This window comes from Polaromonas sp. CG_23.6 (assembly GCF_029892315.1).
Classification (GTDB): Bacteria; Pseudomonadota; Gammaproteobacteria; order Burkholderiales; family Burkholderiaceae_C; genus Polaromonas.
The window spans coordinates 789,748-808,103 of record NZ_JARXUY010000001.1 but is presented as its reverse complement, the minus strand read 5'-3'; the positions used below and the strand labels follow the sequence as shown (position 1 = coordinate 808,103).

Annotated in this window: 17 protein-coding genes; 12 read left to right on the top strand and 5 right to left on the bottom strand. The window is 52.9% G+C overall.

The window, feature by feature from the left end:
- Positions 1-205 precede the first annotated feature (205 nt).
- The gene (locus H4V98_RS03830; RefSeq protein WP_196864722.1) at positions 206-1,048 is read left to right on the top strand and encodes a transglutaminase family protein; all 843 of its coding nucleotides are present in this window, start codon (positions 206-208) and stop codon (positions 1,046-1,048) included.
- Entirely contained in the window at positions 1,045-1,785 is a 741-nt protein-coding gene (locus tag H4V98_RS03825) for an N-formylglutamate amidohydrolase (RefSeq protein ID WP_280757289.1), read from the top strand. Before H4V98_RS03830 ends, H4V98_RS03825 begins: the two co-directional genes overlap by 4 nt.
- Before the next feature lie 69 nt (positions 1,786-1,854).
- Here the strand turns inward: H4V98_RS03825 and H4V98_RS03820 are convergent, their stop codons facing one another.
- From H4V98_RS03820 to H4V98_RS03805, 4 genes are all read right to left on the bottom strand, one after another.
- Positions 1,855-2,373: an OmpA family protein gene (locus tag H4V98_RS03820; protein ID WP_196864721.1), complete on the bottom strand. Its 519-nt coding sequence runs from the start codon at positions 2,371-2,373 to the stop codon at positions 1,855-1,857.
- Positions 2,374-2,543: 170 nt separating this feature from the next.
- Positions 2,544-4,463 (bottom strand): hypothetical protein, encoded by a 1,920-nt coding sequence (locus tag H4V98_RS03815; protein WP_280757288.1) that lies wholly within the window; start codon positions 4,461-4,463, stop codon positions 2,544-2,546.
- Positions 4,464-4,495: 32 nt separating this feature from the next.
- A complete protein-coding gene (locus tag H4V98_RS03810; RefSeq protein WP_280757287.1) occupies positions 4,496-5,587 on the bottom strand; it encodes a glycosyltransferase in 1,092 nt (363 codons plus the stop codon).
- 134 nt (positions 5,588-5,721) lie between these two features.
- Entirely contained in the window at positions 5,722-6,567 is an 846-nt protein-coding gene (locus H4V98_RS03805) for a hypothetical protein (RefSeq protein ID WP_280757286.1), read from the bottom strand.
- A gap of 91 nt (positions 6,568-6,658) precedes the next feature.
- On the opposite strand from H4V98_RS03805, the gene H4V98_RS03800 reads away from it, so the two are divergent.
- From H4V98_RS03800 to H4V98_RS03785, 4 genes are all read left to right on the top strand, one after another.
- The gene (locus tag H4V98_RS03800) at positions 6,659-7,165 is read left to right on the top strand and encodes a transposase (protein WP_196864799.1); all 507 of its coding nucleotides are present in this window, start codon (positions 6,659-6,661) and stop codon (positions 7,163-7,165) included.
- Complete coding sequence (locus H4V98_RS03795) at positions 7,162-8,232, top strand: IS3 family transposase (RefSeq protein ID WP_196864798.1); 1,071 nt, start codon at positions 7,162-7,164, stop codon at positions 8,230-8,232. The genes H4V98_RS03800 and H4V98_RS03795 overlap by 4 nt, the downstream gene beginning before the upstream one ends.
- A 50-nt stretch (positions 8,233-8,282) precedes the next feature.
- Complete coding sequence (locus H4V98_RS03790) at positions 8,283-8,684, top strand: hypothetical protein (RefSeq protein WP_280757285.1); 402 nt, start codon at positions 8,283-8,285, stop codon at positions 8,682-8,684.
- Positions 8,685-9,318: 634 nt separating this feature from the next.
- On the top strand, positions 9,319-10,356 hold the full coding sequence (locus H4V98_RS03785) for an IS630 family transposase (RefSeq protein ID WP_036804692.1): 1,038 nt from the start codon (positions 9,319-9,321) through the stop codon (positions 10,354-10,356).
- Positions 10,357-10,360: 4 nt separating this feature from the next.
- Here H4V98_RS03785 and H4V98_RS03780 read toward each other — a convergent pair whose 3' ends face one another.
- A complete protein-coding gene (locus H4V98_RS03780) occupies positions 10,361-10,747 on the bottom strand; it encodes a hypothetical protein (protein WP_196865038.1) in 387 nt (128 codons plus the stop codon).
- 732 nt (positions 10,748-11,479) lie between these two features.
- Between H4V98_RS03780 and H4V98_RS03775 the strand changes: the two genes are divergently transcribed.
- The 6 genes from H4V98_RS03775 to H4V98_RS03750 all read left to right on the top strand — a co-directional run bounded on the left by H4V98_RS03775 (position 11,480) and on the right by H4V98_RS03750 (position 18,335).
- A complete protein-coding gene (locus H4V98_RS03775) occupies positions 11,480-12,118 on the top strand; it encodes an RNA polymerase sigma factor (protein ID WP_196865039.1) in 639 nt (212 codons plus the stop codon).
- Complete coding sequence (locus H4V98_RS03770) at positions 12,115-12,483, top strand: hypothetical protein (protein WP_196865040.1); 369 nt, start codon at positions 12,115-12,117, stop codon at positions 12,481-12,483. The genes H4V98_RS03775 and H4V98_RS03770 overlap by 4 nt, the downstream gene beginning before the upstream one ends.
- 136 nt (positions 12,484-12,619) lie before the next feature.
- Positions 12,620-14,272: an ATP-binding cassette domain-containing protein gene (locus tag H4V98_RS03765; protein ID WP_196865041.1), complete on the top strand. Its 1,653-nt coding sequence runs from the start codon at positions 12,620-12,622 to the stop codon at positions 14,270-14,272.
- Positions 14,273-14,285: 13 nt separating this feature from the next.
- Positions 14,286-15,626: an HlyD family type I secretion periplasmic adaptor subunit gene (locus tag H4V98_RS03760; RefSeq protein WP_196865042.1), complete on the top strand. Its 1,341-nt coding sequence runs from the start codon at positions 14,286-14,288 to the stop codon at positions 15,624-15,626.
- A 125-nt stretch (positions 15,627-15,751) separates the two neighbouring features.
- The gene (locus H4V98_RS03755) at positions 15,752-17,053 is read left to right on the top strand and encodes a TolC family protein (protein ID WP_196865043.1); all 1,302 of its coding nucleotides are present in this window, start codon (positions 15,752-15,754) and stop codon (positions 17,051-17,053) included.
- A gap of 277 nt (positions 17,054-17,330) precedes the next feature.
- The gene (locus H4V98_RS03750) at positions 17,331-18,335 is read left to right on the top strand and encodes a hypothetical protein (protein ID WP_231376571.1); all 1,005 of its coding nucleotides are present in this window, start codon (positions 17,331-17,333) and stop codon (positions 18,333-18,335) included.
- Positions 18,336-18,356: the final 21 nt, after the last annotated feature.

Here is an 18,356-nt window from a genome sequence, read left to right as displayed (position 1 = left end):
CAAAATAGTTCAAGGCAAAAACTCTCTGCAAGAGCGGTCAGCGTCCCAAGGATTTTCCCTGTCCGATATCCTCCCGTTTCTGACGCCTGCACGGGGCCAGAGACGATAAGCCTGGCCCAGGGGCTGGCACCATACTTGCTGGCAGGAAACTTGGGAAAACCGGTAAGACATCACCACGCCCAAACACTTTCTGGCGGCAAATCCTATGTACATCAAAATTGGTTTCGACATCCAGCTGGCCATCACGTCGCCCATGGCGCTTGTGTATGTGCTGCATGTGCACCCGTCGCGGCGTGACGACCTGTTGGCGCCCGAGATCGTGCTGACCGAGCCCCACTTGCTGGTTGACGAATACCTGGACGCCTTTGGCAACCGCTGCGGCCGTGTCAATGCGCCGGCCGGCGTCGGCGAGGTGCGCTTTCACAGCCAGTCCATCATTCGCGATTCCGGCTTGCCCGACGAGGTGGACTGGTCTGCCCGGCAGCATGACCCGACCGAACTGCCCCCGGCCACGCTGCAGTTCCTGCTGCCCAGCCGTTATTGCGAGGTGGACAGTGAATTGCTCCAGTTCGCCTGGAACCAGTTTGGCCAGGCGCCCGCCGGCTGGGCGCGCGTGCAGGCGATTTGCGACTATGTGCACAACCATATTCATTTCAACTACAGCGCCGCGCGCGCCACGCGCACCGCCGTTGAAGGCTGGCGCGAAGGCACTGGCGTGTGCCGCGACTTCACGCACCTGGCGGTGACGCTGTGCCGCTGCATGAATATTCCGGCGCGCTACTGTACCGGCTACCTGGGCGATATCGGCATTGCGCCAGTGCCTTACCCGATGGACTTCAGCGCCTGGTTCGAGGTCTTTTTGGGCGGCCGCTGGTACACCTTCGACGCGCGCCACAACACGCCACGCATCGGCCGCGTCGTGATGGCGCGCGGCCGCGATGCGGGCGACGTGCCGTTAACGATGGCTTTCGGGCCAAACACCCTGAAAAAGTTTGAGGTCACGACTTATGAAGTCGATGCGCATGGCAACGCCCTCAGCACAGTGTGACCCCGCTGCCTGTCACTGACACGCCGGCCGGTGATGCGCTGGTCATCACTTGCGAGCATGGCGGGCGCGAGGTGCCGTCTGCCTACGCGGCATTGTTCATCGGTCACGAGTCCTTGCTGGACACCCATCGCGGCTGGGACCCGGGTGCGCTTGAACTGGCCCGGCAGATGGCTGATGCCTTGGAAGCGCCACTGTTCGGGGCCACCACCACACGCCTGCTGATCGACCTGAACCGTTCCATCGGCCACCGGCAATTGCACTCGGAAGCCACGCGCGACTTGCCGGCAGCCGACCGGCGCGCCATTGCCACCCAGCATTACCATCCGCACCGCGACACGGTTGAAGGTGAAGTCGCCCGGCTGATTGCCAGGGGCCGGCGCGTTGTCCATATTGCTTCGCACAGTTTCACGCCCGAGCTGAATGGCGTGGTGCGCCAGGCCGATGTGGCCTGGCTCTACGACCCCGGACGCGCGGGTGAAGGTGCGCTGGCAACGTGCTGGCTGAACGCTTTGCAAAAACGCCGACCCGAACTGAGACTGCGGCGCAACTACCCCTACCAGGGCAAGGGCGACGGTCTCACTGCGCTTTTGCGCAAGCGCCATGGACAGGTTCAGTACGTGGGCATTGAACTGGAAGTGAACCAGCGCTTTGTCTTTGAAAGCGGACCGCAATGGTCCTTGCTGCGCGATGACATCACGCAAGCCTTGAAGACGGTGATGGCATTGCCAAAGCAGTGAGCGCGGCAAGTTGTGAGTGACGCATTAGCAGTACGCGCCACTCGGATCAGCCGAAGTTTCCCAATCAATTCAACGCAAGTCTTCGTAAGCTATCTCGGCTCGTCTATTCAAAGCGCGCGATTCTGCATCGAGACCTGCAACAGCGGGTTGGTAAAAACTTAAACTGACCGGTTTCAACTGTTGCTCTTGAACACCGAGCCTGATCAGCGCGTTGCGGACCTCGTTGGCACGTACAAGCCCCAGGGGCTGGTTATAGCTATTCGTGCCGAATACATCGGTATGCCCTTCCACCGAGGCAATCACCAGCGGATTGGTGCGCAAGATGCGGGCGTGATCTTCTAAAACCTGATTGAATTCGGGCTTTATATTGTGTTTGTCAAAATCAAAATAAACAATTCCCTGAACAACGGCTTCCTTTTTCGCAACAGGAACCACGACCGGTACAAACACAGACTTGGCTTTGCTCGAAAAATAAGTGACTATCGTTTTCTCTCTGGATTTTTCAGTTTTGTCGTTCTGTGAAGCACAACCCACCATAACGATGGCAACCGAGATCATGACAAAGGTACGAACAAATTTTGGTTTCATGGGCGGCCTGGTTTGTTATAAAAACATTACGCCGAACACAGGATCGACATGATAAAACTATATAAAATTTACAGAATTATCTGTATACAAATATCTATCCTCAGCCACCAAAGCTTGTTTTAAATTTACTAGAACCGTATTCTTGATATGCCATTAAATAAATTTAAATATTATTTGCTGGTAAAAGATAGATCAAATTGACCCTTGTCAAATGAATTCAATACTGCAATCCCAGTTTTACTTTTTACTATTACACCAACTTTTATATCTGAAACTGTCAAGCTGTGAGACCAGTAAAGCTTCATAAAACCAGTGTGTACATCAATAAGAACAGAGGCAATCAACTCCTGGGTCAATTCCATGAATGCCACTACTTCCGTCTTATCCAAATAATCCCTGCATAAAAATACGCAAAATTGGCGGAGGCGGGAGTCAATTTCAGAGCTTGAAAGCCAATTGCTTTTTCTTGCCATTATTCCAATGCAAGAATCAATGATATTGGCACATTTCTTTTTCTCATGGTTTGAGAACAAATTTTTAATTAATTTACTGCTGTTGTCAACCAACAAGTCCAGTTCATTATTTACAATATCCAATCCGTTGCTGGTTCTAGGCCCCTTGAGAGCGAGCGCCAATACAGCAAATTTCATACAGTCTTTGAATTCATTTTGATTCACAGCCATGCCGTGGCAACCACAAATGCGAGGGTGCAATGGAGATAAATAGAAATCAATATCTTTATCTTTATCTATGGCATCAAGCAAAAATTCCTGATGTGCACCACAAGCGCAAAAAATTCTGTTCCTTATCACACTCATTAATAAATTCGATGTTTTTATTTGAGCACCATCGACGCTTGAATTAAAGTCAGACAGTGGCTGCATTGCCAGACTAAAGACACTTTCGGGAACAACTTCAGGCAAGGTACATTCAATGCCAGAATATCCAGAAAATGATTTATCATGCTCTTTTTTTATCAAATTTCTTTCAAATAAATAAAACTTTTCAAGTACGCCAAAAACAACAGCCGGCCTCCATGAATAGATTTTTTGCATCTCGTTCTGTTTTACAGACTGAAATTTTGGATATGCCGAAACTGAAAGAATTTTTGCGATTTGCGACGATTCCAGACCCGCCAATTTAAGATTAAATATCTTGCGAATTTTATCGCCATCAATGGCAATATCAAATACTTCATCTACTAAAAACAATAGCTTTGAAGTTATTTTAACTTTATGCGAAATTCTTCTTTTATGATCAAAATCATATTCCTTATTTATATTCTTAAGTGAATTTTTTTCGGAAAAACAATTGAGATATTTATTTCTTACAGGTAATAATCCCCGCACCACAAAAGTGACATGGGAAAACACCGAGATAATGCCGTTAAGCTCACTCATGCCAACAACTTGAAGTGGATTTGATTGTATAAAACACAATGGCAACCCGCAACTGTGAATTGCTTCAAGTTTCCCGACAATTGTTTCTAAATCAGGATCGTCCGACTCCTCGAAATCATCAATCAGCAGGGATGTCACACCCTGCATTTTTAACAATTCAATATTATTCAGTATCCATCTCAGGATATATAGGGTAGTGCTTTTTCCAGACTCTAAAAAACCAATTTCGCCAATGTTAAAAACTTTGAAAAAAACTTTTAGTGAAGTGTTATATCTTTGCTCTTGGTTAGCCGCTTTCGCCTGATAAACTTTCTGAACTGAATACATGTCCAGACTCAAACGCATATCTGTCAGGCTGATGTACAGCTCGACGCGAGGCTTATCGAGAGCAACTACCAAATTATCAAGACAATCGGACTTTACCAATTCTTCTACTGTGTTGAGCAAAATGTTCTGTGGATACGAATCTATAACCGCATCTATTTGCTGCTGCCTAATTTCGGCTGCGAAATCCTGATCCAACCATTCAATCTTCAAAGGTATTACACGGTCATCAGTAACAGATAATATCCATTGATTTTTTAAATTATCCAGACTGAGCAGTTCAGCAGAATTATGCTCCATTGAAGCTGGCGATTCTTGAAACACTTTTACAGAATCAAAGTTCTCAACTTTTTCAAATCGAATCATTAGTTTTGATTATTAGAATAAAATAGAAGTTTTTAAGTTACACAAAACTGGATATTCGAATTAATTCGATCCCTGTGATCTTTTGGTATTCGGCCAGTCCTGAGAAGAACTTCCCATATTCCTTTAGCCTGGTCTTTGGCATTTTGGTAATACAAGCTGAGTGCAAGTTCATCGTAACGCCTCCAAACATAGCAATCATTCTCGACAAACAATCGATCTTTTGTAAATGGGATCTTTACAGCAATCGTAAACATTGCTTTTGCATTTGACCATCTTCCTTTACCATGAAGATATACACCGAGCCACATCAATGATTCGGCTCTTTCAGGGCGTGCCTTGTGCGCCTTTAAATAGGCGCTGACCGTATCAAATTCAGGTTTTCCTGTTTTATCCATTAATCTGGCAACCTGGTAAAGGGAATACCAATCTTCTTCGGCCCATCCCTTGAAATCAGCTCTTTTTTGATATGCAAGCAATGCTTTTTCCGGCTCTTTGGCGTCTCTCCAACTTTGTGCAAGGTAAAACATATATCTAAGATTATCCGGCTCTTCAACCAATGCGGCTTCTAGTACAGCAGCATCATCATGATATTTCCTAGGATTTTTACTGCGGGCACCTTCCGTGGTATACAAAACATTGAATCCATTGATATGTTCTACCTTGTATTCATCATCGCATTCCAGATGTTCGTGAAGCACACCTTTATAACGCCACGAATGTTTAGTGGAAATCAAGCAGGTGCGTGAATAACGAAGACTTCCATGAAGAATAGTAGCTGAATAGGCTGCTGCATTCAAAACTGGAAGCTCAAATGCTTTTTGAATAACCAGTACTTCGTCTGCATCGATCACAAAAAGATAATCACAGTTTTTTTGTGCTAAAAAAATAGCTTCCGAACGATTATGCGCAAAGTCTTTCCAGGCTCTATGATGTAGTTCGCCAGGAATATCTTTCATCGTATTACCGATGAGTTCACAGGTCCGGTCTGTAGATCCCGTGTCCACTATCGTCCATGTATCGATAACATGCATGACAGACTTGAGACATCGCTCAATGACTTGTGCCTCATTTTTGACAATCATGCACAGTCCAACTTTGGGACGACTTGCTTTAGTAAGAGACAATTTTTTATCCTTATTTAAAATAATATTTTTGGTTAATTAAATCAATAGAATAAAGATAAATATTTTTCTATCATCAAAACAAGATGCTCCGCGCTTTTTTTGTTTAGAGCTTGATATCGTCAAATCAACTACTTTCAGGTTCTGTGGCCCAAAATGCCACCCAGTGCATCATTGACGATGGAGGTGGAGTCGTTAATGCCTGTAATGGGTTGCTGAATGGATTCAAGAATACTTCCCATATCACCCACAGGCGTAGAGTTGCTTGCGACTAACTGTGCAGGTATATCGATCACATTCAATGTTTGTGGCGAAACCGAGGAAGCCTGATCGACAAGAGCCGTGACCGGATCGAGCAAGCCACCTGTCGCGCCGCCCGTGGCGTCGTCCAGCAAAGCCGTGACCGGGTCGAGCAAGCCACCTGTCGCGCCGCCCGTGGCGTCGTCCAGCAAAGCCGTGACCGGGTCAAGCAGGCCAGTCGTCGCGCCACCCGTGGCGTCGTCCAGCAAACCCGTGACCGGGTCAAGCAGGCCAGTCGTCGCGCCACCCGTGGCGTCGTCCAGCAAACCCGTGACCGGGTCAAGCAGGCCAGTCGTCGTGCCACCCGTGGCGTCGTCCAGCAAACCCGTGACCGGATCGAGCAGGCCAGTCGTCGTGCCACCCGTGGCGTCGTCCAGCAAACCCGTGACCGGATCGAGCAGGCCAGTCGTCGTGCCACCCGTGGCGTCGTCCAGCAAAGCCGTGACCGGATCGAGCAAGCCACCTGTCGCGCCGCCCGTGGCGTCGTCCAGCAAAGCCGTGACCGGATTGAGCAAGCCAGTCGTCGTGCCACCCGTGGCGTCGTCCAGCAAAGCCGTGACCGGATCGAGCAAGCCACCTGTCGCGCCGCCCGTGACGTCGTGCAGCAAACCCGTGACGGGGTCGAGAATGCCATCTGTACCAGCAGCAGTCACACTGTCAAGCAAATTTTCTACAACAGTCACTGGATTGGCTAACAGGTTCTCAAGGTCCCCCTGTGTCAGACTAGTTGCCGCTCCCCCGTGATTGCGGATGATCCGCATTGGAGCGCTATTCATGACAACAAATCGACATTCAACTGAATTCCAAGAACAGGCCCTGAGCAAAGCTAGGCAACGAGGCACACGCAGCGTCCAGGACGTCGCCAATGAACTGAATATGGCGGTCGGCACCTTGAGAAAATGGATCAGCAAGTCCAACCGAAAGCATGAAGTCGGTGGCCCCGCAGCGCAACTGCCTGACGACTTACCGGCCCAATCGTGGGGCCCTGCCCAGCGCTTGCTTGCGCTGAACCAGACGCATGCCATGACGCCCACACAGCTGCATGCCTGGTGCCGGGAGAAGGGGTTGTTTGAGCACCAGCTCAAGGCCTGGGGTGAAGCTTTTTGCAGCGCCACAGCGCCTGAATCGCGCCAAGCCAAGACAGCGTTGCGTGAGCTGCAGGTCAAACACGAGGGGCTGCAGCGTGAACTGCGTCGAAAAGAGAAGGCGCTGGCCGAAGCCGCAGCCTTGCTGGTGCTACAAAAAAAGTTCCAGGCCCTGTGGGAGGACGAGGAGAAATGACCAGTTGCCAACAGCGTCAGACCCTGCTGACGCTGATCCGACAGTCCTGCGACAGCGGCGCACGTTTGCAAAAGGCCTGCGCCCTGATTGGGTTGGATGCGCGTACTGTTCAGCGCTGGAGACGCCCGGAAAACCAGCAGGGAGACCTCCGGGTGGGCGACAAACGCCGCATTACCGTGCCGCCCAACAAGTTCAGTGAGGCGGAGCGACAAGCTGCGCTGGAGGTGGTCAACAGCGATGAGTTCAAGGATCTGCCGCCCAGCCAGATCGTGCCGCGCCTGGCTGACCAGGGCCTGTATGTGGCGAGTGAGTCGACCCTGTACCGGCTGCTGCGTGAAGCCGGCCAGTTGACGCACCGCCGCCTGGAGCGGGTGGCGCAAAAACGCAGCAAGCCACGCGCGCTGGTGGCCACTGGGCCCGATCAGATTTACTGCTGGGACATCAGCTACTTGCCCACCGAGGTCCGCGGCATCTACTTCTACCTTTACCTGTTCGTGGACCTGTTCAGCCGCCGGATCGTTGGCTGGCAGGTGTACGACTGCGAGAGTGCTGAGCTGGCCAGCGGGCTGCTCCAGGCCATCTGCGAGCGTCAGGGCATCACGCCCAATCAGCTCACTGTTCACTCGGACAACGGCTCCCCGATGAAGGGGGAAACAATGCTCGCCACCATGCAGCGCCTGGGCGTGGCTGCGTCTCGCAGCCGACCGGCGGTAAGTAACGACAATCCTTACTCGGAGGCCCTGTTCCGGACACTGAAGTACCGGCCTCAACTTCCCGTCAAACCGTTCAATGGCTTGCTACAGGCGCGACGCTGGGTGACAGAGTTGGTGCATTGGTACAACCACGAGCATCGGCACAGCGCGATTGGCTTTGTGACGCCCGCTCAACGTCACATGCAAATCGATCAAGCACTTCTGGATGACCGCGCCAAAGTGTATGCTGCAGCGCGCGATGCCAACCCAAACCGCTGGTCCGGTCCGACCCGCAATTGGGACCGAATCGCAGAAGTCCACCTCAATCCGGAAACACAACAAAACCAGAACCAACTCACCCAAAAGATCGCCTGAGCATCAAACTTTTTGCGACAACTAGCTTGACATCCACCGAGGTCGAGACCTTGTACCAAGCTGTCCAATCCGCCTGTCACACCATCGAGCGCTCGACCGACGAATCCCTGTGCATCCAATTCGCCAACCAATGTGTCGACAAAAGACTGCTGCGACAACAAAGCATCACCTGCCGTTGTGGACTGGTTAATCAGGATGGCAATTGGATTGGTATCCACAAAACCACCCAGAAGTTGGTCCAAAGCATCTCCAGCTGCCATACCGCCGCTGTTAAGCGGCGTGTTGGAATCAGGATTGGCCTCGGGCAAATTCAAAATAAGTCCAGGCTCTCCAACCAGCCCGCCATTAAAGAGCTGATCGGTTGGACCTCCATCACCTACAAGCCCGCCAGCTCCCAAAATAGCCGTCAAAGGCAAACCCAATCCTGTCGCAATTGCGTTGACAGAATTTAACAAGCCTTGATCGATAACGGCTGCGCCTGTAGCGCCTGTAGCGCCTGTTCCGCCCGTAGCGCCCGTTCCGCCTGTAGCGCCTGTAGCGCCCGTAGCGCCCGTTCCGCCCGTAGCGCCCGTTCCGCCCGTAGCGCCGGTTCCGCCCGTAGCGCCCGTTCCGCCTGTAGCGCCTGTAGCGCCCGTTCCGCCCGTAGCGCCCGTTCCGCCCGTAGCGCCGGTTCCGCCCGTAGCGCCCGTTCCGCCTGTAGCGCCCGTTCCGCCTGTAGCGCCTGTAGCGCCGGTTCCGCCCGTTCCGCCTGTAGCGCCGGTTCCGCCTGTGCCACCTCCTGTAGCGCCCGTTCCACCCGTACCACCTGTTCCACCCGTACCACCTGTTCCACCCGTAGCACCTGTGCCACCTCCTGTAGCGCCCGTTCCACCCGTACCACCGGTTCCACCTCCTGTTCCGCCTGTAGCGCCAGTTCCCCCAGACACTATTGCACCGCTATCGCCTGCAGCACCACCGCCACCTCCGCTGCCAGAAGCAGCACCTACCGCCAATAATCCCGCCCCGGCAAGCAACAAGCCTTCACCCGTACTATTGATACGGCCCAATGAAGTATGAACTTTATTGAATTTTCTCTATCGAAGAAAGATGGAAAAAGAAAATGCAAGAAAGCAGACGCTGGAGCAGCTTCACGAGCGGCGTAAGCAAGTCGTGAGGCTGCACAAAAGGGCAATAGGCATCATGCAAATTGTCTCCATGACGGGTCTGAGCTACCCGGCTGTGCGCAGGTGCATCGATCTCTTTGATGCGGGCGGCTGGCCGGCGATCCGACCGGCCTTGCGAGGGCGCAGCCAGGGTCTTGGGCGCACCCTGAGCCAAGCCCAGGAAGGCAACGTTCAGCGCAGCATCATCGACCAACGCCCTGAGCAGCTCAAGATGGATTTCTTCCTGTGGAGCCGGGCGGCCGTGGGCCAACTCATCGAGCAGGAGTACGGGGTCAAGCTGCAGGTGCGCAGCGTTGGCAAATACCTGGCCCGCTGGGGTTTTACTCCTCAAAAGCCTATCAAGCGCGCCTACGAACAAAACCCTGAAGCGGTGCAAGCCTGGCTCGAAGGGGAGTACCCGGCGATAGAGCAACGTGCCCGTCAGGAGGGCGCTGAAATCCATTGGGGTGACGAGACGGCGCTTGTCAACACGGATGTGCGCGGCAGAAGCTTTGCGCCCGCTGGGAAAACGCCCGTGGCCAGGACCATCGGCGGCACCCGGCAAAAGCTCTCGATGATTGCCACGGTGACCAACCAGGGAAAGACCCGCTGGATGATCATTGACGATGCGTTTGACGCGGACAAGCTCATCGAATTCTTGCAAGCGCTGATCAAGGATGCGGAAAAAAAGGTGTTTTTGATTTTGGACAACTTGCGGGTTCATCACAGCAAAATCGTCAAGGCGTGGGTGGCTGAACATAAGGAGGACATCGAACTGTTCTATTTACCCAGCTACAGCCCGCAACTCAACCCGGAGGAACGCCTGAACGCGGACCTCAAGCAAGAGTTGGGAAAGCGCGTACCGGTGCGCAGCAAAGCCAAATTACGCGATGCTGCCAATGAGCACATGACGTTGCTCGAACGCACGCCTGAGCGAGTTATCGCCTATTTCCAGGATCGGCGTGTTCGCTATGCCGCTTGATACTTCATCGGGCCGGATCAATAAGGCCCTCACCCGCAATGATGGCGGAAGATGTTTTCGACTTCATGATGCTGACTTGCTCGCCGAGATCATCGGGCAGATTCACAAAATCAGCGTCTCCGGCAGCCACCACCACATCGGCAGCAGCAGGGCCGCCATCAACCCCTGCGGGACGTATGGCAACTTCCGAATTGGGGGCGACACGAAGCAGCACACTTTTGGTTCCACTTGGCGTCGGCACCAGTACATCGACCGCCTTGTCTCCCGTGAGCACGCGATCGCCTGCCTTCAAAACTTCCTGTGGCCCAACAGACACCGCCTGGCCTTCGCGAAGGATGACAACGCCCAGACCACTGTCTGGGCCCAGGGGGGCTACGGTAGGTGTATTCATGCTTGCTTCCAATGTTGTTACTTACTACAAAATCCCTCATGCGTAATACCGGCAGATACGTAATTTGGATTCAAATTTCGTAAAAAATAAAAATTTATGTAGTTAGAAACTCAGCATTGACAAACTTGACAAATTAAGGCGCCTCACGCTTTCTCCAGATAAGCACCCTGCAACAAAAGCGGCTGCGCAAGGGCAAAAAACTGCTCCGGTGTAAGCACTTTCCTTACCTATTGAAATCCTTGTTGTGGCAAACCTGCTTGAGCCTGCGGTGATGTCATGCCATCTTGCTGTGTTTGCCCTGGCGCGCAACAAACAGGGACTGATTTGGATTCCCTCATCAAAAATCCAATGCGCATGGTCAAGGTGCATTGCCTGTCGGCAGCTGATCGGTTTTTGATCAGCCTGCGCGCTTGACCACAAGTTACCCCTTCTTCAAGAATAAATACACCACACGAACCAATGCGTAAGGGCCAATTAAATTCAATTAAATCAAGGATTTAGCAAAACGCGATCTTTAGATTTAGTTGCAAATAAGACTAAATTAACAATTTTTTGATAAAAAATTAGTAAAAATGCTGCAAATAATTTACATTTAAAAATTAATGTAACTGATAACAGTTTTTCAAATTAAATAAATATGAGCAAAAAAACTACTTGGCTTCTCATGTTGAAAACAAATCATCCCTGATATGCCTCCCAAAATGAGCCCCTAGGCTGAGTGCGGAACCTGTCGTGAACACTTCTGAAGTGTTGGAAGCACGGACCAATGCTTGCAACTCAGCGGCTGTTGCAGCGTTGCTTTTGCGAATTCAGAAGAAGGATCGGCAAGCACTGAAAGAGCTTTACGAGCTGTTTTCGCCACGCATAAAGCGTTACGTCAATCGCTTTGTCAGGGATGACCAAGGCTCGGAAGACGTTATGCACGATGTGTTCTTGCGTATCTGGCGGTATGCGGCCAGCTTTGACGTGGCCAAAATCAGCACCCCAGAGTCCTGGATTTTCCAGATTGCACGCAATCAGGCGATTGGCGAAGCCGTGCTGCTTTCAAAAAGTATCTCCATTGACTTCAGTGCAGAAGTTTGTCATTCACGGTTGGGCTGGATGATGCAAGAGCAGGACGACACCAGCTTGATTGATCAAGCCTCGACAAAAGGTGCCGCTTTTGAAAGTGCCATAGGTTTGCTGCCATCAACTTACCGCCAAGCCATCTACCTGAAATACGCCCGTGAATTAACACATCAGCAAATTTCCGAAACGCTGGGCGTGCCGGTGGGGACCGTAAAAACCTGGTTGCGCCGCGCATTGCTGCAGTTGCGCAAACATTTGCATGTTCGTGTGGAAAACCCAGACCGGCAAGAGTCAAAAGTATGAATAAAAAAACAAGTGTCGTCAGCAAAAAGGCTGACGCCAGGGAATCGAAAATAGCGAAAAGCCAGGCCGACATATCGAAAAAAATCTTGCCTGAAAAAGAGGTTTCCGCCAAAGCATTTCCACTCAGCGGATGGGCATTGATAGATGAAGCCATCTCGATTGAAGAAGTTGAACGGGAGCGTCTGATGCGGGAAATTCCATATTTCCGCGAACAGGCCATTCACACCATTGCTTATTGGATATCGCTGTCCCGGCGCATAGAAGCCATGAGCCGCACCAGACAACTTTTGGCATTGATGCCGCACAGTGCACTTTCAAGTGCAGAGCCCCTAAACGCACAGAGTGGATTGCCTAAAAATGATTGAGTACCTTCTTCCCATCCGGTTGCGCTCGTCCGACAAAACGGCAGCAAATAAAAGTATGGGGCCAGAGCTGCTTGTCGCCTTTTCTCGCGCCCGGCATCACCTGCGCAAAGCCGGACTGATATCAATTCCAATCAGCATGCTGGCCTTGCTGCCCTCGGTTTTCGCGCTGGAGGTTTTTGACAGGGTTATTTATCGCCAAGGCATTTCCACCTTGATTGCCTTGCTCGCCGGCATAGCGGTGACGATTGTGATCGAATGGTTTTTTCGTCGCTTGCGTGCCGAAAAACTGCGTGAAGCCGGGGCTTTGATCGACTGGACGCTTTCGTCGACCCTGCTGGATCGAATGCTCGGCCAACCGCTCAAGGCGCTTGAAGAGCGGGCAGCAGCAACCTGGATGGCCTTGTTCCGCGATGTGGGAACCGTCAGGAGCCTTTTGACAGGTTCCGTCGTGCAATCCATTTTTGACCTGCCCATTGCGATTTTTTCACTGGTGGTCGTGGGGATTGTGGCAACGCCAGTGCTGCCCATTGTTCTGATTGCGTTGTGCGTCTTTTCTGGATTGGCGTGGTGGTGGGCCGATGAACTGAAATCAGGAAAAGTTGCCGAAATGCAACAGGCACGCAGTCTGGACATTCTGACCTCGGAGATTTGCCGTGCCCGCGAGTCGGTCAAATCGCTTGATCAAAAACAGGCTGTGCTCACCCAATGGAAAGCGCTTTATGAGCAGTGGCTTGGCGAAAGCTTTGAAAAAGGTGCGCAACTTGAAGATGCGCGTGAGCTTTCGCATGGCCTGTTGATCATCACCACCATCTGCATCACCGCGTTTGGTGCCCTGGCGGTTGTCAATCAGTGGATGACCGTGGGGGGCCTGATCGCCGCGAACATGCTGGCCTTGAAAGCCATTTCTCCGGTTGCCGCGCTGGCGGGTTCGTGGCGTCAACTGGCGCTGTCGCGGGAGGCGTCGAAACGACTGCAAATGATTTTTGAACTTGAAGTCGAGCGTGAAGATGGAGAAGTTTCGATACCAAGGCCGGCCGGCCGTATTGAGCTGGCCAAAGTGACCTACAGCTACCACCCGGACGCCGAGCCCCTGTTGACTGAAATTTCCCTGGTGCTGGAACCCAAGCGCTTTTATGCCATTTGCGGCAAAAATGGCGTGGGCAAGTCAACGCTTTTAAAGCTCATCTCGGGGCTTTACCGGCCCGATTCTGGAACCGCTTCAATGGATGGCTATGACCTGAAGCAATTTTCAAGGTCCCAGTTGTCCGGCTGGATCGGAAATTTGGCGCAGCAGGTGTACATGCTCGATGGCTCCATTGCCGAACAAATGCGCAGGGTCAGCCCAACAGCCACCGATGAACAAATTGTGCGGGCATGCCAATTGTCAGGCGCCCACAGCTTCATTTCAAAACTGCCGGATGGCTACAGCACCCAGTTGACCGAGGGGGCCAGAAGCCTTTCGGCAGGCGAGCGACGAAAAATTGCGCTGGCGCAAGTGCTCCTGAGAAACCCCTGCATCCTTGTGCTGGATGAGCCGTCCAACGACCTGGACCATGAAAGCGAAATGCAGCTGATCGCCGCCCTGAAAAGTATTGCGCAGTTCAGATCGGTGATTGTGGTGACGCATTCGGCGCGGATGGTTGCCAATTCAGACGCAGTGGTTTCAGTGTCTGGAAAAGGTGTGACGCAACTGCTGTCTGCCGAAGAAGGTCTGTTCAAACACTTCGGGGTAGCGCCTAAATTGAACAAATCCGGCAGCAAGGCTGTCGCCGCTGCTTTAGCTACCTGAAAGATATTTTCACATGACGGAACCCAATAAAAAAAGCCCTGATGCCGCAGGCCAGGGCAGCATCGTCGAGCGATTGAAAAATGCACACAACCCCCTGACCCCTGTCTCGTTCTGGCGCAAGTGGGGGTTGATGGGTGGCATTGGGTTGTTGGCGGTGGGCGTCGGCATTGCCCTGTTGACGCCCATCAACATGAATGTCACTGCGCCCGGCAAGGTGGTTCCCTCCAGCCGGGTCAAGACGGTCCAGCACCTGGAAGGCGGCATTGTCAAAAATGTCTTTGTCAAGGACGGTGAGTCGGTGGCAGAGGATGCGCCCCTGCTTGAACTGGATCTGGGCGCGGCCAGTTTGAACCTTGAGGAGCTGACGGCCAGGAAAAGCGCCATGAATGCGGCGCGTATCCGCCTGCGTGCCGAAGCAAGCCGGAGTGCGTTGACCAACGCTCAATTCACCGAAGAAATTGCCGATGAAATCCGCAACGCAGAATTACTGACCTACCGTGCGCGCAGCCTGGAGCTGGAGGGCCAGCTTTCCTCTGCCCGCGCCCAAGTGGAAATGCAGGCAGCGAAGATTCTCGAGACCCAAGCAAAAATCAAGGGGCTGACCACACGCCAGGAAATCAGCGATCAGCAACACGCCCTCACCAGCCAGCTGGCCAAGGAAAAGCTGGTGGCCGAGATTGAAGCCATCCAGTCCAGGAAAGACGTTGAATCCAACCGGATGGAATTGACCACCACACAGCAATCGCTCAAGGCCGTCGTGGCCGCGCTAGCTGATGCACAAGGAAAGTTGTCGGAAGTCGATGGCCGGTTCCGTCGTCGGGCAGCAGAGGAACTGCTGACCACCGAAAGACAGTTTTCAACGGTGACAGAGGACTTTCAGCGGGCGCAGACCCAGCGCGCGCGAAATATCGTCAAGGCACCGATTGCCGGCATCGTGAAAGGCTTGCGCTCCAGCGAATCAGGCTGGGTTGTCAAGGCCGGGGAGCCCATCCTTGACGTGGTGCCCGTGGATGCGCAAATTGAGATCGAAGCCAGGCTGAGTCCTTCGGACCGGGGCTTGGTCCAGGTGGGCCAGAAAGTCAAGGTCAAGGTGTCAGCCTATGACTTTTTGAGATATGGCGCACTTGACGGCGTTGTCCAGAGAATCGCGGCTGATGCGGACAAAGATCCCAATGGTTCGAGCTTTTTCAAAATGGTCATCCGCACCAACAGCTCTGTACTGAGCAAAAGCAATTCGCCCGTGACTTCCGGCATGACGGCCGACGTCGACGTCATCGTGGGCTCCCAAACCTTTGGCTGGTATCTGCTGCGTCCCATCTTGAAAATCGGGGTGGAAGCCTTCCGCGAACCATGAAAAATCATTTGATGCAAAACCGGTTTTTTGACCACAGGCTGGCCTTGCCTACCCTGCTGTGTGCCTCAATGCTTTCAGCGCAGGCTTTTGCGCAGACTGACTTGCCATCCAGAACGGCCAATGAAATGGCACTTCGGCTGCTAAGCCTGGCGCGCACTGCCCCGGAAGTGTTGCAGGCGGAAAGCGAGCTTTTTGCCAAGGCGTCAGATGTGAGTTCGGCCAGTTTGCTGCAATACCCCAAATTCGAGGTCCAGACGTCCTTGGGGCGGTCCAATACCGAGCTACCCAATCGCTTTGGTGTTGTTGATGGCCGCGTAACCGCTGGCGTGAAGTACACGGTTTTTGATTCGGGCAAGTCCGCTGCACGCCTTTTGGCAGCAGAAGGTGGTCTTCAAATCGGTGAACTTGGCACGCGCCAGGCGACCGAAGTCGTGATTTTCGAGGCGCTCGCGTCTTACCTTCAAACCTTGCGGTTTGAGTTGTTGATGAGCGTTGCACGAAGTTCGGAAAAAGCGCTTCGCGACATCGAGACGCTTGAGAGTCGAAAGGTGGCGCTGGGTGGCGCCGGCATCACGGACTCAAGGGTCGCTGCCACGCGGCTGGCCGTGAGCGCCAACAAACTGCTGCTGTTCCAGTCGTCCCTTGAAGAGGCGAAAACGGCTTTTTCTGCATTGTTCGGATTCACCCCTGGCACCGGAGAACTTCCTGCAGCAAGGATACCGGCCGCATGGCTTGACCTGAGTTCAACAGCCGTGGTGGCCGAAGCACTGAGCAACAACATCCAGATTGCCCAGGCCCGGTCCACCATCACGCAGTCGCAGGCCAATGCGACCGCTGAACGAGCTGCCCGCTTTCCGACGGTGGATGTCAGTGTGACAAAGCGCTATGAATACCCGGGGGCGGTCACGTCGTCTGCACAGCTCGCGCTGCAGCTGACGATGTCAAGCGGCACCCTGCTGGAAGGCCGGATCAAGGCGGACAAAGCGGCCGCACAGGTGAACACAGACCGGGCCAAGCTCGGTGTTGTCACCAGAAACGTAAGCCAGCGGGCCTTGTCGGCCTGGCGCAGCAGCATCAGCGGCTACCAAAGAGAGCAAATCCTGTCGGAGGCAGCCATCGGGGCAAAAGAAGTTTTCAAGGCTCGAAAACGGTTGAATATCGCAGGCCGGGAAACCACCATGGCGCTGCTCGACGCGCAGGTCGAGGAAAACAATGTGTACATCGATTGGGTGAATGCGATATTTGATGCGCGCATGGCCGAACTTAAACTGGCCAAGGAACTTGGCAAACTGACACCGCCGCAAGGATCAGACCAGGCCTGGGCCAGTTCTTTCTACAAATCGGTGGACTACCGCGAAATTGTTCGCCTTCAGCTTTCGGCGGCAGCAGAGGAACCTCCGCCAACACCTGTGATCAGCAAAAATTAGTTGTTCGTCGACAGTTCAGGCGTAACCAGTAAAACTTCGTATTGGTGGCATCCATGATGCCGGAAACAGTTTGTACCAAGCCCACGTAAAATTTCTGACCTTGTGCATTGAATGCCAAGTGCGCAATAGCACCTTGATGCCATGTTGCCTTGCAAGGCACTGACTTTCAGCCACCGCACCCCGTTGGCAAGGCAGATGGACGAGGCGCTTGAGTGACCCTTAAAAACCGATGTTTTTGGATATAAAAACTGTGCCGTTGAAAACCATTATTGGCGAGATGAACGCCTTTCTCGCGGGTCGGCCCAATTGTTTTGTATCGCTTCTGTCGTCTGCAACGACCGAGGAAATCAATCATTTCAACCGGCATTTGCAGGAGGTCGTGTCCGACGCCCATGCCTCCATGGAAACATTGGGAACTGACGAGACGGACATTCTGGATTGCGACCCCAATCCTCCAGCTTCAGCGGACCTGGATGGCGTTCAAAGCGCTGAAGAATACTGCGGCAACAGCAGATTTTCCAGATTTCCCGAGGACGAATCCGGCAATGGTCCACCACTGTCGCTGCCGTTGGAGGGCGAGTGGTCAGCGCTGTCGTCGTCTGACCTGAAGGCGATGAAAACCCAGATCGACCAGCAATTGAGTACGGTCCGCACGGAGCTTCAGGCTTTTTTTGGGCTTTTTACAGACGACATGGTGTCTGAGGCAGTCGCAAAATTGAATGACCTTTCGGTGTTGGAACTGATTGAAGGCGCCAAAAAAAAAACCAGCAGCCTGATGGAGCTGCTCAGCGCCCAGCAAAGCGTCGAGTCATCACTGGTTGATGATGTGCTGTGTTCAATGAACCATGCGATGGACGTCGAAAGCCTCGTGACGGCAGACGATCCCCTGGAAGGTTTGATGGAGGCACTGCAACTCGACGCCATTCAGCGCAATGGAAATTTGCCTGATTTGTTGGGGCAAACCGCTACAGGGGCCGCCAAGCGGGCAGCTTCAGCAAAACCCTTTGGTGCGGGCCCGCAGTCTTACCAGGAAGCGCAATCCCTGAGCCATTCAGCAATGGAGCCGTGCGCCAGCGACAACCTGGCGCCGGTGTTGATCAACCAGGTTCAATCCATGGCGCCGGTGATCGACATCGACCATGCCGGACGTTTCAGTTTATTGCCGGCACCAGCCACACTGGCCGCGTCGCCAGACAAGGCATTTTCAATGCTCTTGTCTGTCCCGACCCAAGCCGACAACAACAAACCAAAACCGGGCGACAAGGGCAAAAAATCGGTGTGACCTTGCGCGGCTTCTTGTGCC

What these genes read in the sequence shown, in the direction of transcription:
- H4V98_RS03815 (WP_280757288.1), bottom strand. Translation starts at nt 4,463, where the DNA reads ATGATTCGATTTGAAAAAGTTGAGAACTTTGATTCTGTAAAAGTGTTT.
- H4V98_RS03750 (WP_231376571.1), top strand. Translation starts at nt 17,331, where the DNA reads ATGAACGCCTTTCTCGCGGGTCGGCCCAATTGTTTTGTATCGCTTCTG.
- H4V98_RS03820 (WP_196864721.1), bottom strand. Translation starts at nt 2,373, where the DNA reads ATGAAACCAAAATTTGTTCGTACCTTTGTCATGATCTCGGTTGCCATC.
- H4V98_RS03770 (WP_196865040.1), top strand. Translation starts at nt 12,115, where the DNA reads ATGAATAAAAAAACAAGTGTCGTCAGCAAAAAGGCTGACGCCAGGGAA.
- H4V98_RS03830 (WP_196864722.1), top strand. Translation starts at nt 206, where the DNA reads ATGTACATCAAAATTGGTTTCGACATCCAGCTGGCCATCACGTCGCCC.
- H4V98_RS03760 (WP_196865042.1), top strand. Translation starts at nt 14,286, where the DNA reads ATGACGGAACCCAATAAAAAAAGCCCTGATGCCGCAGGCCAGGGCAGC.
- H4V98_RS03755 (WP_196865043.1), top strand. Translation starts at nt 15,752, where the DNA reads ATGGCACTTCGGCTGCTAAGCCTGGCGCGCACTGCCCCGGAAGTGTTG.
- H4V98_RS03800 (WP_196864799.1), top strand. Translation starts at nt 6,659, where the DNA reads ATGACAACAAATCGACATTCAACTGAATTCCAAGAACAGGCCCTGAGC.
- H4V98_RS03795 (WP_196864798.1), top strand. Translation starts at nt 7,162, where the DNA reads ATGACCAGTTGCCAACAGCGTCAGACCCTGCTGACGCTGATCCGACAG.
- H4V98_RS03780 (WP_196865038.1), bottom strand. Translation starts at nt 10,747, where the DNA reads ATGAATACACCTACCGTAGCCCCCCTGGGCCCAGACAGTGGTCTGGGC.
- H4V98_RS03785 (WP_036804692.1), top strand. Translation starts at nt 9,319, where the DNA reads ATGGAAAAAGAAAATGCAAGAAAGCAGACGCTGGAGCAGCTTCACGAG.
- H4V98_RS03765 (WP_196865041.1), top strand. Translation starts at nt 12,620, where the DNA reads ATGCTGGCCTTGCTGCCCTCGGTTTTCGCGCTGGAGGTTTTTGACAGG.